Here is a 14736-nt window from a genome sequence, read left to right as displayed (position 1 = left end):
TCCATATCCCCTTTACCAAAACCAACAATTACTAATCGCGCTAGCTTATCTCTTGCGAATAAAAGCATCCACCTCTACCTTACTCTTAAGCAAGCCGTTTTTTTGCATGAACTGCTCAGTATCTTTCATGTCAGATACAAATCTTTCTGTAATCGTGCCATCATAATTGAATTTGCTTATGATCTTCGCTAATTGCGGCTCTGGCAGCTTCATATCTTCTTGCAATAACTTAACGCATTCTTCAGGGTTTTGTTTTAAGTACTCATTTCCCCGCTGGTAGGCCTTTAACAATGCATCTACAGCTTCCGGATTCTGATCGATTACATCCCCGCTTGCCATAAGTACAGCATAAGCCTCATATACGCCTGTTCCATCAGCAATATTCCTAATTTCTCCAGCCTCTTCCATACGGGTAATTAGTGGCTCCCACATAACACCCGCGTCCACATCACCACGTAACAGTGCAGTAGCAAGATCGTCCATTGTCATATGAATAAATTGAATGTCATTCATTTGCAAACCATTCTGCTCCAATAGAAGCGTCAATAATTTCTGCCCATAAGCGCCTTTGGTTGTGGCCACTTTTTTACCTTTTAAATCTGTTACCTTAGCAACATTCGAATCTTTTTTTACTACCAGAGCCAAGGCCTTGGGTGCAGCTGAGGCAATCGAGACAATACGGTAGTTAGTGCCAGCCGAGCGGCCAATAAAGGCGGGGAAATCCCCCATGACGCCCATATCCAAATGGCCGGCAGCAAAAGCCTCGCTAACCATCGGTCCTAATCCAAAAGGCTGCCACTTCAGGTTAAAACCAACTTTTTGCAGCTCTTCATCAATAAAGCCTTTCTTTTTAGCCACCCACATATGAGCATAATGCGGCAGCGGAACAATACCAATTCGAATCTCCTTGGACGCTGGTACATTGTTTTTGGATTGAGTTGCAGGCTGGCTTGAGCAACCAATTGACAGTAAAGTAGCCAATAAAAGACCACAAACTGCCGTAATTAATGTCCATTTACGCATTACAAGTAGCACCTCGTTTGTATAAAACTAAACTGCCTTATTCTTTAAACTTCCCTGACAACTACTGCCCGCGCCCGCAACACAAGTTAAACAGTGACTTCCGACTTTAATGGGCCTTCCTACTAAATCTCCGGGCTTAATACTACCGATGTAGTTATCTTTAATATCAATTGCTAACTTTAAAACATGATTAAAGTCGCAATCGTATACACGCCCTTGCCAATCTACGTTAATCAGATTACGACACATAACTTTTCCTAAGTTCTCCGAATTAAAGTTTTCGGTAAGCAAATTCAAATAGCCATCTAACAATCCTTGTTTTTCTAAAGAGCTGCGGAAACGCCCAATTGGCATGTTGGTAATAGTATACAAGGAATTGAATTCTATGCCGAAGCGTTGTCTAAGGTTCTCCTTATATGCACTCTCTAGTTCTTGCTGTGGACCTGGCAGAAAATTTCCGCCAGGGTTATAGACAAGATTTAGTTTCAGGCCCGCCTTCCCATAACCTAGACGGTTAAGTTTCTGTAATATCCTGATGTTTTTGCTATAGACACCTTTGCCGCGTTGATAGGTTACGTTTTCTTCTAAATAGCAGGGTAGAGAAGCAACAATGTCTACTTTGTTCTCTGCAAAAAACTGAGGTAGATCTTCATATTTATCCTCATCTAAAATAGCTAGATTACTACGCACTAAAATACTCTCAACAAACGGGAGTTTGCGCAACTCATGTATTAGATAGCGCAAATTCGGGTTCATTTCAGGCGCTCCCCCAGTAATATCAACGGTCTTAACTCTAGCATTTTTCACAAAGCGTAGACAATCTTCAATTACCGCTAAGTCCATCTGTTCATGACGATGGGGTCCGGCCTCAACATGACAGTGATTACAGTTTAGGTTGCATTTATAACCTAGGTTCATTTGCAAGCAGCTTATTTTTCCCTTCTCCAGAAACTGCCCTGACATTAATAAGACGTCCTCGAAATCTCTCATTTTATAAACACCTCTTAGGCTTTATAGTCCTTGGCAAATAAATCACACAATTGCCGCAACTCTTTATTCCATTATATAGCAAAGAAAACATCGATTGCAAGTGTTTTTTCGTTTGCAATCGATGTTTTCTTATTCTATCTATCTTCCTGAGCGGAAAACTTAAATTCTGGATGCTGCTTTCTTAATGTCTTTGCTTCCTCTCCTGTTTTCACTTCAAACCAGACACCTTCAACCCGACGTCCGGAAAAAGTTGGTCCAAACCTCACAAAAACTGCGTCATCCCATGCATATATTTCTTCGATAGATGGTTCTATGACCCGCAGTCTTAACTGCCCGTAAGAGTATCTAGTTTGCTCTAGAGATAGTTGCCGCATAATATCTGAAATAGAGTACTCAACTACCCCCTGATTTCTCCACTTCCAAATAATCTCAAAGACTGACAATGTATGCTTGCCCTTATATCGCAGACCCTTTACTAATTGCAACTCGGCATCCATTGGCGCGAATTCAAGAATTATGGGAATTATTTTTTCTGTAAAATGAAAAGCAACTTCTCGATCTGTAAATTCTATCGACTGGAACCACAATGTTCGGGTAAGCTTTTTTGCTACCTTATCGTATAGCCAAACACCCTTTTTCTCCAGCTTTTCGATCTCATTTATTAAATAACTGCCCATATCCTCTTGTTTACTGTCGCAGAGCTTCAATAATTCACTAAATTCCATTACATAAGTTGTAACATTGGCATTGCTTCCTACATTTTTATAGAAAAAGGAAATTGCTCCAATTATTGCTTTTTGTTGAAACTCTGTAAGCGGGTCCCGACGTCCAATAATACTGCCCACTTTGATAAGTTGATTAGCCTTTGCTTCCTGACCACCAGGATAAAGTGCCTCAGCTAATAGTTTAGATAAATCCAAAATTATATTATTTTTCGCTAAATCCACTTCCATAATTTCACACCTCTATCAATCAACAATCGCGGTTACTGGGGCCGAAGTCTGAAGGCCTAACTCTTCCAAATAGTGTATCGTCCTTTTAGGTAACTTAATATTAGAATCGTAATGCTGTACAATTTTCAGAGTGTTTAACACCGGCAGCAAGCTTGCTAGGTCTACAGGCAAATCAATATCGGGAATCATTTCAACTAAGTTCATGGGAATATTACGTTCCGCTGCTTTAATTGCAATCATATCCAAAGCAGTCACACCATCAGAATTGTAGAAAACACCCTCAAATGAAAAGGGCGTAGAATAAGTATATCCAATTAAATTAAAACCACCTTCCTGATCGATCGACTCTATGATTCCAGCGCCAATAATTGGCTTTACTATTTTGGTCTGTCTTGCACACGTGAATGCTTTACTACTAGACGCTATTACCTCAAGTTTCTTTACTGCTTCTTGAATAGTAGAAGGTTGGAGTGAAGGACTATCGCCCCCCACAATAAAGACACTATCCGCTAATCTTTGGTCAGATCCATCCTTAAATATATAATCGGTCGCATATTGCATGCCTTGATCAAAAGATTGGCCTTTATCAGTAAAAATCTCTTTTACCGCTGCTTTGCCAAACTCCGCTTCAATAAGATTATGGAAATAATCTTTATCTCCATTTAAGTTTTGACAAATATAAACATCACAGCAAGTTGCTGCGATACAGCTTTCAATCACATCTAAAAGTGAAGCCTTATAAAAATCTGCTGCTTCTTCAACTGTTAAGATGCCACCACGTTCTGTTGATAGCCGGGTTTTGTTTTCGCCAGCCTTTGGTACCTTAGTAAATATAACAATTGCATGTTTCAAATCTTCGACCTCCTAGCTTAAAATCCACTATATCCATACCATATATTTCCTAGGACTAATTATACACACACCCGCAATCGATTGCAATATTAAAACGATTTGCAATCTTCAACCTTTGCATATCAGACATAATGTGGTGGACTTTCACCACCAAGGTCTCTCCCATTTAGGGCAAACATGCAGAAAGCCTCCTGTCATCTTTCGCCTATGACAGGAGGCTTTCTTGAAACTGATAAAATACTGGATTATTTGTTTTGGGCATTCAATTTCTCTAGCATTTGAAAGGCTCTTTCATCCAGAAATCTTCTGACCAGTTTACTATTGATACCACCTACGATGCAAGGCTCGCCATTGATGACAGTGAAGGGAAAAGGCTTGCCAGCTTCAACTAACTGGCGGCATTTGTCATTCTGTATCCCTTTAACATCAGTATCGATATATCTTATGGCAACACTGTTACCGAAGCTCTTCTTTAATTCTTTAACTAAGTCTTCATACGAAGCGATCTCCCAAGCAGCTTGCTTGCCTGATTGATCAAGTTCAGAATTCGGATTGGTTCCGCCATACACTTCAATTAGTACACAGTCCTTATTCTTCATGTTCTTATTTCTCCATTTATTATTTATTTGAATCTTAAATTCTGTTCCAATTTAATAAATTGGCAGATAGTCTTCGCAGTTGTGACAGATTCGCTGCCTCAAGCTGCAGTCGCAATACTACTCTTTATATAACCGAGCCTTAAATGCATGCTCGGCATCAGAAGAAATAAATCCCATGGGACAGATATTACGACAGGCGCAGCAGTTTCCGCAGGAGGCTTTGTTACCCTCTCCAGGAACTAAACCAATACGCAGATTTTTGCCTCGCCCTAAAAAAGTCAGGCGATTTTTGCCTACTTTCCTGCACATTCTTATGCATAGTCCGCATAGTATACACCCTTCCGTTGTAGAACCGGACAAATTTTTTATACTTTCCGCCCAGTTTTCCTTTTCCTGGCCGTCAGCCACCTCATCTTGTACGAGTTTCAACAGTAAATCTTCTACTTCACTGTTATGGAAGGGCCTGCCGTGTAGAAGGATTTGAGCTGCCCAGGAGCGTAGACGCTGGAGACGTGGTGTAGCAGTCTTTATTTGCAGACCATCTTCGACTTCCAATAAACAGGCATGCCGGGGGTTCCAAATATCCGTGCTCCAGATTTCTACCATACACAGGCCGCAACTGCCATAAGCTTCTAAAGATGGATAATAGCATAAAGCGGGTATGTCTATTCCATGATCTCGCAAAGCTTGCAGCACTATGGTACTCTTTGAGACAGCCAGACTCCTCCCGTCGACTTCTATCTCTACTAATTCTTCCATGTAAATTCCTCCGAAGTTATCCTGATGCTGTTAAAGGGGCAGGTCTCATAACAGGCCCAGCATTTAATACAGCGCTCAGAGTCAACAACGAAGCGTTCCGTCTTTACCCCTCGCATTTTTACTGCTTCAGTTGGACAAACCTGATAACACGCCTTACATTCTTTGCAGGGCAGAATAATTTCAAAATCTATTAAAGGTTTGCAGGATACTGCTGGACATTTACCTTTTACATGAGCCTCATATTCGTCTCTAAAATAAGTTATCGTTGTACTAACCGGATTCGTTGCTGTCTGACCTAAGCCGCACAGCGACACTTGAGAAATAGTCTTACTTAGTTCTTCTATTTCTTCCAATATGCCTTTGTAACCCTTCCCCATCGTTAATGTCAAAAGCCGAGCTTCCAATTCCAGCAAACCACCCCGGCAGATGCTGCATTTGCCGCAGGATTCACTGCCCATAAAGTTTGTCATATGCCTGGCCATATCTACCATGCAGCGATTTTTATTCAAGGGCACTAATCCCCCTGAGCCCATGATGGCTCCTGCAGAAGCCACTGTTTCATAATCCAGGAAAAAATCACGATAAGGAACAATCCCACCTGAGGGTCCCCCAATCTGCAAAGCTTTAATAGACTCCTTATCTGCAGCCCCGATTTTTTCTACCAATACCTGAGTGCTGGTACCCAATGGGACTTCAATAAATCCCGTACGTTTGATATCCCCGGCCAGACAAAATATTTTTGTTCCCGGACTTTTTTCCGTACCTACTTCCCGGAAGGCTTCAGCTCCGTTGAGTATTATCCAGGGGATATTGGCGAGCGTTTCTACATTATTGATGACAGTGGGATGATCGTGAAAGCCGCGATTGGCTGGATATGGTGGACGAAGTTGGGATTCCCCGCGCTTACCCAGCATTACCTGAAGCATTGATGTTTCTTCACCGCACACAAAGGCTCCACCGCTCTCCACCAGGGTAATGTTGAGGCTAAAATTGGAACCCATGATATTGTTTCCTAAAAAACCTACCTTACGTGCACTTATCATTGCTTTCCTTAATACCTGAACTGCCAGCGGATATTCGTGTCGCACAAATATATAGGCCTGAAATGCGCCAACCGCCAGAGCAGCAATCATCAAACCTTCCAGTACACTATGCGGATCACTTTCTAAAAGGGCTCGATCCATATATGCCCCAGGATCCCCCTCATCTGCATTGGCAATTACATAACGGACAGGATCAGGGCTCTGATAGGCTATATCCCATTTTTCTCCGGTAGGAAATCCGGCTCCCCCCCGACCACGCAGGCCAGATGCCCCGATCATATCGATGATCGTTCTTCTTTTTAACTTAAAAAGTGCTTTCTCCAGTGCCAGATAGCCGCCCATGGCGACATATTCTGCTATACTTTCCGGATCTATCAAACCACAGCGGCCACTGATACGCCGCACCTGGGGCTGAAAAAATTCACTGAAACCTGAGTTCGCTATTTTTATTAATTCCAAATCTTGAATACCACCAAGAATTCCAGGTTTACGTTCTTGGGCTACAGCCCACAAATAAGGAGACATTTTGCTTCCTGGGGGTTCTTCTGCAGTCTTAACGATGCGCCAAAAGGAATTTGTGTCTATATTTCCAAAAAAGTAATACTTTCCGTCTGGTGTTCTGATATTCACCAGCGGCTCCGCATAACAGGATCCCAGACAGCCTACTTTGTATACTCCGGCTTTTTCGTTCCAATCCCGTTTTTCTAAATTATTATAGAACTCCAGAGCCCCAGCAGCTCTTCCACAGGTAGCCGTTCCTACGTTGATCCGGGATTTATTGTCGCAGAGCGTTATCTTCCCTTCTTCGGCCAGACTCTTGAGGGGTACATGCACACGACCCGTCATCCCTTTTTTCTCAAATCTTCAAGCATCAGAGGTACCTTGTATGATTTGATTTTACCGTTTATTTGCCCATCTACCATTACCAGCGGAGCACGGCTGCAAGCGCCAACACAATAGATGTGGTCTACCGTCACAAAACCATCAGCTGAAGTATCTTCGCCGTCCTCTAGTTTTAGCTCGTCAACCAGACGATCATTTATTAAGGAAGCCCCTCGGGCATAGCAGGCAGTTCCGTAGCATATCGATAGTTTGTGCTTACCGGCGGGACGACTGCGAAAACAATTAAAAAAGCTTACCAGTCCATGCAGTTGTGACTCCGGCACTCCTGCCTGCCGGGCCAGTTTAGTTAACCGGTCGTGCGGAATATACCCCAGCTTCTCCTGAACCTGATTAAGGATATTAATTAGCTGTTTATCTCTTTCCGGTAACTGCTCCCATTCTTCCAGATTTGCAGGCACCCTTTTCCCTCCTCTGTTAACAGCCGGAACTATAAGTCGCTGCCCGTATAACGCCGATTAGGGCTCCCTCTGCTTTGAGGGAGCCCTAATCAGCTCACTAACTCGCCGCTAGAGCCGGAGCAAGCATGAGCGTCTGTTCTTACTCCGGAACAAACAGTACTTGTCTGCCTTTGTTATTTAATTTAGCAGCCAGTTCTTCTACCGGGCCATATTCAATAACGGAAGCCTGACAATGGTGTACACAGGAAGGTTTTTTACCAGCGGCCACCCTGTCACCGCATAAATCACAAAGTTGGGTAGGAATGGGAACATAGGTTAATTCCCATTTGTCCTCAGTATCTTTTAGTTTAAAAGGACCATTTTTAGCTAATTTAATACCAAACTTGCCATTGGGAAGATTTAATTCTTTTTTGCAGGCAACCTCGCAGCTATGGCAGCCTGTGCAATATTCATAATCTATTAATAAACCATTACGTGACATCTTTCTACACCTCCATTTATTCTGCTTTATAAATCTTACAAATAGTGTTCTTTAGTGGGGCACCATATCCGGTAGGGCCAGTTGTACACTGTGTTGTAAGGATGTTGATGTTGGATTCGAATGCACCAAATAAGGTAGGTTCTGCACCTTCTCTTTCCGGGAACCACCAGCCATGCTCACCATGAATAACTCTGGTATCCCAACCCGGATCAAGTACAGCCTGCTGTTTGCATTTCCCTATATTATTTTCGACCCATACCCAGTCTCCCTCTTTAATGCCGTATTTTGCAGCAGTTTCGGGGTGCATGGTCACTCTTGGATTTGGATGGAATTCCCGCAAGGTAGCACTCTGACGATGTTCGGAATGGAAGAATTCCCATGACCTTGATCCAGCAGTCAGAATTAACGGATATTCCTTCATCATTTGTGGAGTAGAAATTGGACTATAGGGTGGTTCCATATGGAATGGCAGCGGATCCAATCCCCACTCAACAAAGATGTCCTGGTAAAGGTTGACCATTCCGGTATCAGTGTTGAATCCAGGCTCTCCGTCTTCACGCAGTCTACCAGTTTCATATTTCTTGTAATGAACTTCCGGCCAAATCACAGTTTTTGCTTCAAGCTCTTTGAAGGTAACACCGGCTGGTATTAGGGCCCAGTCAATCATGTCTTCCACTGTATCCCATGGAAATGCTTCCGGATTCAGGCGTTTGCCGAGGTCTAAGACGATCTCTTCATCAGTCTTAGCCTCTTCATATTGAGTAACCTTGGAAATAGAACGTAAAGGTGTCCACCAGTTTCTTAAACTGTCACGTTCTACGCTCATAGAAGCTGGCAGAACCAGGTCAGCATGAGCTACTGCAGAAGGTGTTAAGACAGGATCTACAACTACAACGAAGGGTACTTTCTTCAAGGCTGCGTAAACACGTTTTGCTTCACTTGCAGTGTTCACAAAGGTGTTGGTAGATTGCATCCAGTACATCTGAACAGGATACGGCCTGCCAGTTTCAATAGCCTCTAAGACCGAGTCGCCACGAGACGTTGCGGCCAGTCCATATTTAAACAGCGGATAATCATCAACACCAAGGCGCTTCGCCCGCATTTCTTCAGGCAATTCGGCAAAGCCCCAGTCAGACGCTACGTGAGCGACACGGTCTACACCGAATGCCGACCGAATAAGATGGTTTCCACCTGGAACATCAAGATTACCGGTTATAGCAACCAAGGCACAAATTGAGTTAGCAACGGAAACCCCAGCTCTCTGAGTGTCTATCGCCAGTCCCCATTGAACCGAAGCTGGTTTCGCTTTAGCAAAGAACCGTGCTGCCTCTCTAATTTTTTCGGCAGGAACCCAGCTGATTTCTTCTGCTTTTTCCGGAGAATATTCTTTAACCCGTTCAGCCAGTTGATCAAATCCATAGGTCCAGTTTTTTACAAATTCTTTGTCATAGAGTTCTTCGCCCATGATTACGTTAAGCATAGCCAGCCCAACTGCAGCATCAGTACCGGGGCGCAGCTGCAGCCAATAATCAGCTCTAGAAGCAAACCAGGTCAGGTAGGGGTCTACCACGATCAGTTTGGTTCCCCGCTTCTGCATGTCAACGATCCAGTGACCCAGGAATCCGTCACCATTACTGATGATTGGGTTATTACCCCAGATCATAACACATTCCGGAAGCTTCCATTCGGGATTATCATAACGGCGTTGGTCTAACTGAGACGCATCCACAATAAAGAAGTCCCCAATCATGGTTCCCATGGCAGCTGCACGAGGCAGGTAGCAGGAGTCACCAGCCAGGAATCCCATGGAGAAGTTAGGACTCTTGAAAGCAGAATACGTCAATTTAGGTACGATTGACCAGGTATTACGTCCGGTTCCTATGGCGGTTACGATAGACTCCGGTCCATAATCTTTCCAGATGGAACGTACTTTTTCTTCGATAATATCATAGGCTTGATCCCAGGTAATCCGTTCCCATTTGTTCTCTCCGCGTTCGCCAACTCGCTTCATAGGCCATTTAACACGTTTAGGATCGTTAACCAGTTCCGGAGCACTCAAGCACCGCATACACAGTCTACCAAAATTATATTGACTTTCCGGGTCTCCTTCTACCTTAACCAGCTCATTTCCTTTAGTATAATAAAGGACTGAGCAGCCATCATGGCAACCTGGCGCTGTCCATGAACATGTACGGGTTACAGTCAAATCGCCTTCTTGCCACTGTACTTTTCTACTATCACTACCCATAATTGCTTACCTCCTTATAAATTGGATCTCCGCTATCAATAACATGCTATTTGAGTTTTGCTATTTTTCCTTTTTGGGAACGTCCGCCCCGCATCTGCGGCATTTTTCAAGGGTCGGTGGATTAAACATACCGCATGAAGAGCACTTTACATTTTTAGTTGCATAGTCACTTAAACTGTAATTCGGATTAGTCAACATACCCGGGGTTCCCTCTTTTTTCTTATCCATACCCGAAAAACCTCCTTCTAACTGTCAAATCTCCGCCACACGGCCCCAACCCGACGCTATCCGGTTAGATAATCTGGACCGCATGTGCAAATTCCACTTTGCTATAATTCCCCCTTTTACATTTTGTTGTCCAATATGTTTATCCCAATATCAGGGCACATCTTGGCTACATTCAGACTGAAATAGTTTTTTAATGAGTTTCACTAAAAAACTATTTCTCTTTAGTCTCGTCTTTCGCTTTGGGCATGTCTACTCCGCATTTTTTGCATTTTTCAAGGGTCGGTGGATTGAGCATTCCGCATGAAGTACACTTTACTGCTTTGGCTGCGGACGGTGGTCTAAAACACATGATATCTTCTCCTTCCTAGTTTAAATTTACAATTTTTGTTTGTAAGCTGCATAACCCTATATAACGCAATAAGTGTGCCAACTAGTCTTCAAACCCCATACATGGCAATACGTCAGGTTTTTTTAAAAAAGCGCATGATAATTTGCCATGCTAAAATACGATTATGACAAAATGTTATTTCCATTTTAAAAAACTTTTTCGCTGTTTTGCAAAAAGTTATAAATACGCAGTCACTAGCAAACTATGCCTGCAGATACTGAAAATGCGCACATACAACAGGGGTATGGTTGAAATAAAAATGCCCTCCTAATGTAGAATTGAAGAATCTACATTAGGAGGGCATTTTTATTTGTGTCGCCAGCGGTAGCGGTGAAATGGAGGTTATAATGCAATATTATACTCTTTAATTTTTCTATACAGTGTAGATTTACTTATCTGCAGGATGCTTGCAGCGTGAGCAATGGAATTATTGCTTTTTAATAAAGTACTCTTTATTGCTGCTTCTTCCCAGACTCGAAGAGGGAGTATTTCCTCAGTTTCTGTGATATTATTTTTATCATTGGAAAATTCCCTATCGTCTTCTAACATTTCATAAGGTAAGTGCTCTACATTAATGACGTCACTCTGGGTAATATTAATGGCATAAATAATTGCATTCTCCAATTGCCTCACATTTCCCGGCCAGTTATATTCCAGAATTTTTTTTACAGCAGCAGGGCTCATTTGTGGTTTGGACCTGCCAGTTTTATCACAATAAGTGTGGATAAAGTACTGACACAGCAGTAATACATCATGTTCTCGCTGACGTAAGGGAGGGATAGAAATTCTCAGGACTGATAAGCGATAATATAAATCTTCTCGAAACTGATTTTCTTTGACCATTTTAAGCAGATTGCGGTTCGTTGCGGCTACAACTCGGAAATCGACTTCTTGATAACGCTTCCCGCCTACTCTCATGACTTGTTTATCCTCCAACACCCGCAGCAGTACTGCCTGAACTTCATAAGGCATATCGCCTATTTCATCCAGGAAGAGGGTGCCACCGTTGGCCAACTCTATTTTACCAGGTCTACCCTGGCTATCGGCGCCGGTAAATGAACCGCCTTCATATCCAAACAGTTCGCTTTCAATCAAGCTTCTAGGCATGGACGCACAATTAATGGCAACAAACGGACCTTGAGGACAATAATTGTTATGGATTGCTTGCGCAAAGAGTTCTTTCCCCGTGCCGCTCTCGCCAATAAGTAAAATGTTTTCCGAGGACAAGGAAAAACGCTGAGCTATACCCTTTACCTTCTTTATTTCGTTACAATCGCCAATAATATCATTAAATCCAAACTTGGCCTGAGAACCTGCTCGCAGGCTTGCCAGAGCATTAATTTTATCTGGGTGAACAATTCGGATTACTGCTCCCCGGATAATTTTTGGGTCTTGACTATGCGTACTTCGAATAGTCAAAAGGTAGGTTTCCTCACTTTTACCAATTTTGAATATTGTCTCCCGATAGCTAACAGGCTCACCACAATTAAGGGCTTTTGTTATAAACGACTTATCCGTAAGAAAGTCTGAAATATTTCTACTTATAGCTTCAGAGTGTGTCAGCCTTAATATTCGACTAGCTTTTTGATTCATATGAGTAATATCGCCGAATCTATCCACTGTAATTAGTCCTTCATCCGTGAATGCCAGGGTAGCTTCCAGCATATTATAGGAAGTTTCTAGACTCTCATTAACTTGTTTTAAATTACTATTGGCAATGATAAGATTGTCATTGCTCTTTTCAAGTTTTATTTGAGTTTCAATAGCCACACCCATAGCAGTAATAAGGCCAAGGGTGTGCAGACTTAGCCTTGGCAAGCTGTCTTCCCAGGTGGGATTTACTAAAGCTTTACTTAACAATACCAGGGAGGCAATTACTTCCCCGTGCTCATCAAATAGGGGAGTAGCTGAGGCAATATTATTCTGAAAAGCAGCCGAGTAATGCTCCGGTCCCAGCAACTGCACCGGTTCCTTTAGATACATACACAACATGTGGGAACTGTTGCCCATACTATTATCATTCACAATTAATCCAGTTAATGATTTTTGTTCGGAGAATGGAGCCAAGCTCTCCCAATCACCCTCCTGGAGAAGTATTATCCCATTTTTATCAATCAAGTATATAATATAACCAGAATAAAACATTACATATTTAAAGTTTTTGATAATTGAATTGGTAACTTCAATGAGAAGACTATTTTTTTCTATCGTTTTCTCCAGTGCTTTGGCATTTAACCACTCTTTAGTTACCAGGGCATTAGGGCTTATACCCCTATCACGCAAGTTTATCCAGGATCTAGCTACTTCTTTGTCAATATATTGACTATTTCGAGGGTCTTCTGCATATTCGAAAAAGTTCATTCTACATTGCTGTATATTTTTCCAGCTCTCCTTGGAAAAGAACTTATCTCTATTATTTGAACTGAAACTATCGTTGGTATCCGGTTTCTGACAAACTATGCACATTAAAATCCCTCCATTTCGTCAACAAATCCATACCAACTCAACAAAGCCATATATGCAACTAAAATAGTCAAGTATCTTGCAAATATAAATAACAATAACAGTGATTGCTGAGTCAAAAACATGGCATCACCCAAAGTTTTGATTATTGTCATGTGATAAAATCCACATGACTCTGTCGGACAATTAATCTTTTTCGCAATAATCTCCGTCATTCTGTTCCCCCCCCTTATTTTAAAATAATTAAGATAAAAAAAGGAAGCCTGATTAAACAGACTTCCTTCGCACAATTCGGGCAGGCATGAAAATTACTCTTCATACCCTTCGGTCATCACTTCCACATGGGCAATGATGACTTGGAACTCATCTTATGATTATAGTCATTCTTGATATGACTATAAAATCCTGCCAAAGATCAATTGTTTAATTAAAAATATTTCGACAATTAACGGCTTTTTGGGGATAGGCATTCAAGTTATTATTACATTTACAAACTTCATCTTACAGCCCTCTCTAGGCTAATCGCGATCTTTACTTTATTCGATGACCAAGCCGCTAAGACTCCCTCTTAAGTAGGAGTTTAGGAGGCTTCCCCTGGAAGTTGGTCGACTAAACTTCAGATGGGGTCAAAACCCCATCTGGCGCTAAGTCTTACTTTATTATTTTACCGAAAAATCCCCCAGTGTAAGCGGCAGTTGTCCTAGCTGATCTTTAACCGCATCAACGCTATCAGAAAAATCCTCAGCTGTCACTTTATCGGCAAACCGGACTTTTACATCCAGGGTTTGCCCATCATATAGGCGGAACGCGGTTTCTACCAGGCCAATGTTTTCAGTCTCCAAGCAAATCCTGAGCCATGTCTCGGTCACTGCCTGTCCAGGATTTTTTTTATCCTCTTGCTCTTGATGAAATACATGGACATGAGCCGGATAGGCTGTCTGACCATCACCAAAATAAAGAGGTACAGTAAAGGTCAGCACACTCTGACTCTCCTGCCGTTCAGCCAGCACGCCGCCCGGTTTAGGCATAGTCTCGGACAATCCCCGGATTATATTGGCAGCCGCTTTGAGTTCTTCGGGATTTTTCCCTTTCCAAACGTTAACAGCCTCCGCTAAGGCCTGCTGTCCGCCATGATCGGCTGCAGTTTTTAGTGCCAACCTGTAACTGGCCGGTTCAGCCGCTTGTTCCAACGCGGACGCAAGTGTAATTAATTGCTCGGCTGTTGACTGCAGCGACTTAACAAGTGAGGCCAAGTGCTCAGGTTGCACAGTTTGGCCGGGTTGGGCGCTTTGGCCGGGTTGCGCGGCTTGGCCGGGTTGCGCAGCTTGGCTGGGTTGCGCAGCTTGGCTGGGTTGCGCAGCTTGGCTGGGTTGCGCAGCTTGGCTGGGTTGCGCAGCTTGGCTGGGTT

The 14736-nt window shown here is 42.8% G+C and carries 15 protein-coding genes and 1 riboswitch; all 15 genes read right to left on the bottom strand.

What is annotated here, in order from left to right; translation table 11 throughout:
- Positions 1-45: 45 nt before the first annotated feature.
- Positions 46-1023, bottom strand: a complete 978-nt coding sequence (locus tag B9A22_RS02010; RefSeq protein WP_084573940.1) for an aliphatic sulfonate ABC transporter substrate-binding protein — start codon at positions 1021-1023, stop codon at positions 46-48.
- A 27-nt stretch (positions 1024-1050) separates the two neighbouring features.
- On the bottom strand, positions 1051-1986 hold the full coding sequence (gene arsS, locus B9A22_RS02005) for an arsenosugar biosynthesis radical SAM (seleno)protein ArsS (RefSeq protein ID WP_217805857.1): 936 nt from the start codon (positions 1984-1986) through the stop codon (positions 1051-1053).
- Between the two features lie 161 nt (positions 1987-2147).
- Positions 2148-2966 (bottom strand): replication initiation protein, encoded by an 819-nt coding sequence (locus B9A22_RS02000; RefSeq protein WP_084573938.1) that lies wholly within the window; start codon positions 2964-2966, stop codon positions 2148-2150.
- A gap of 15 nt (positions 2967-2981) precedes the next feature.
- Positions 2982-3818, bottom strand: coding sequence for a TIGR04282 family arsenosugar biosynthesis glycosyltransferase (locus B9A22_RS01995; RefSeq protein ID WP_084573937.1), 837 nt, complete (start codon positions 3816-3818; stop codon positions 2982-2984).
- A 245-nt stretch (positions 3819-4063) separates the two neighbouring features.
- Entirely contained in the window at positions 4064-4417 is a 354-nt protein-coding gene (locus B9A22_RS01990) for a hypothetical protein (RefSeq protein WP_084573936.1), read from the bottom strand.
- A gap of 117 nt (positions 4418-4534) precedes the next feature.
- On the bottom strand, positions 4535-5176 hold the full coding sequence (locus tag B9A22_RS01985; protein ID WP_084573935.1) for a 2Fe-2S iron-sulfur cluster-binding protein: 642 nt from the start codon (positions 5174-5176) through the stop codon (positions 4535-4537).
- On the bottom strand, positions 5164-7065 hold the full coding sequence (locus B9A22_RS01980; protein ID WP_084573934.1) for an NADH-ubiquinone oxidoreductase-F iron-sulfur binding region domain-containing protein: 1902 nt from the start codon (positions 7063-7065) through the stop codon (positions 5164-5166). The genes B9A22_RS01985 and B9A22_RS01980 overlap by 13 nt, the downstream gene beginning before the upstream one ends.
- The gene (locus tag B9A22_RS01975; RefSeq protein WP_176215356.1) at positions 7062-7520 is read right to left on the bottom strand and encodes an NADH-quinone oxidoreductase subunit NuoE family protein; all 459 of its coding nucleotides are present in this window, start codon (positions 7518-7520) and stop codon (positions 7062-7064) included. Before B9A22_RS01975 ends, B9A22_RS01980 begins: the two co-directional genes overlap by 4 nt.
- 139 nt (positions 7521-7659) lie before the next feature.
- A complete protein-coding gene (locus B9A22_RS01970; RefSeq protein WP_084573932.1) occupies positions 7660-8001 on the bottom strand; it encodes a 4Fe-4S dicluster domain-containing protein in 342 nt (113 codons plus the stop codon).
- A 16-nt stretch (positions 8002-8017) separates the two neighbouring features.
- Entirely contained in the window at positions 8018-10249 is a 2232-nt protein-coding gene (locus B9A22_RS01965; protein ID WP_084573931.1) for a molybdopterin-dependent oxidoreductase, read from the bottom strand.
- A gap of 60 nt (positions 10250-10309) precedes the next feature.
- Positions 10310-10477 (bottom strand): hypothetical protein, encoded by a 168-nt coding sequence (locus tag B9A22_RS25195; protein WP_176215351.1) that lies wholly within the window; start codon positions 10475-10477, stop codon positions 10310-10312.
- Between the two features lie 211 nt (positions 10478-10688).
- Positions 10689-10826 carry a hypothetical protein gene (locus B9A22_RS25190; protein WP_176215355.1) on the bottom strand — a complete coding sequence of 46 codons (138 nt, stop codon included), beginning with the start codon at positions 10824-10826 and terminating at the stop codon, positions 10689-10691.
- Between the two features lie 381 nt (positions 10827-11207).
- On the bottom strand, positions 11208-12641 hold the full coding sequence (locus B9A22_RS01960) for a sigma-54 interaction domain-containing protein (RefSeq protein ID WP_176215354.1): 1434 nt from the start codon (positions 12639-12641) through the stop codon (positions 11208-11210).
- 689 nt (positions 12642-13330) lie between these two features.
- The gene (locus B9A22_RS01955; RefSeq protein ID WP_084573929.1) at positions 13331-13543 is read right to left on the bottom strand and encodes a hypothetical protein; all 213 of its coding nucleotides are present in this window, start codon (positions 13541-13543) and stop codon (positions 13331-13333) included.
- Between the two features lie 46 nt (positions 13544-13589).
- Positions 13590-13702, bottom strand: a riboswitch (molybdenum cofactor riboswitch).
- A 285-nt stretch (positions 13703-13987) separates the two neighbouring features.
- On the bottom strand, positions 13988-14596 hold the full coding sequence (locus B9A22_RS01950) for a hypothetical protein (RefSeq protein ID WP_176215353.1): 609 nt from the start codon (positions 14594-14596) through the stop codon (positions 13988-13990).
- Between the last annotated feature and the right edge of the window lie 140 nt (positions 14597-14736).

Source organism: Sporomusa malonica, assembly GCF_900176355.1.
GTDB lineage: Bacteria > Bacillota > Negativicutes > Sporomusales > Sporomusaceae > Sporomusa > Sporomusa malonica.
The sequence above is the reverse complement of the archived record's forward strand: the minus strand, read 5'-3'. Positions and strand labels throughout refer to the sequence as shown.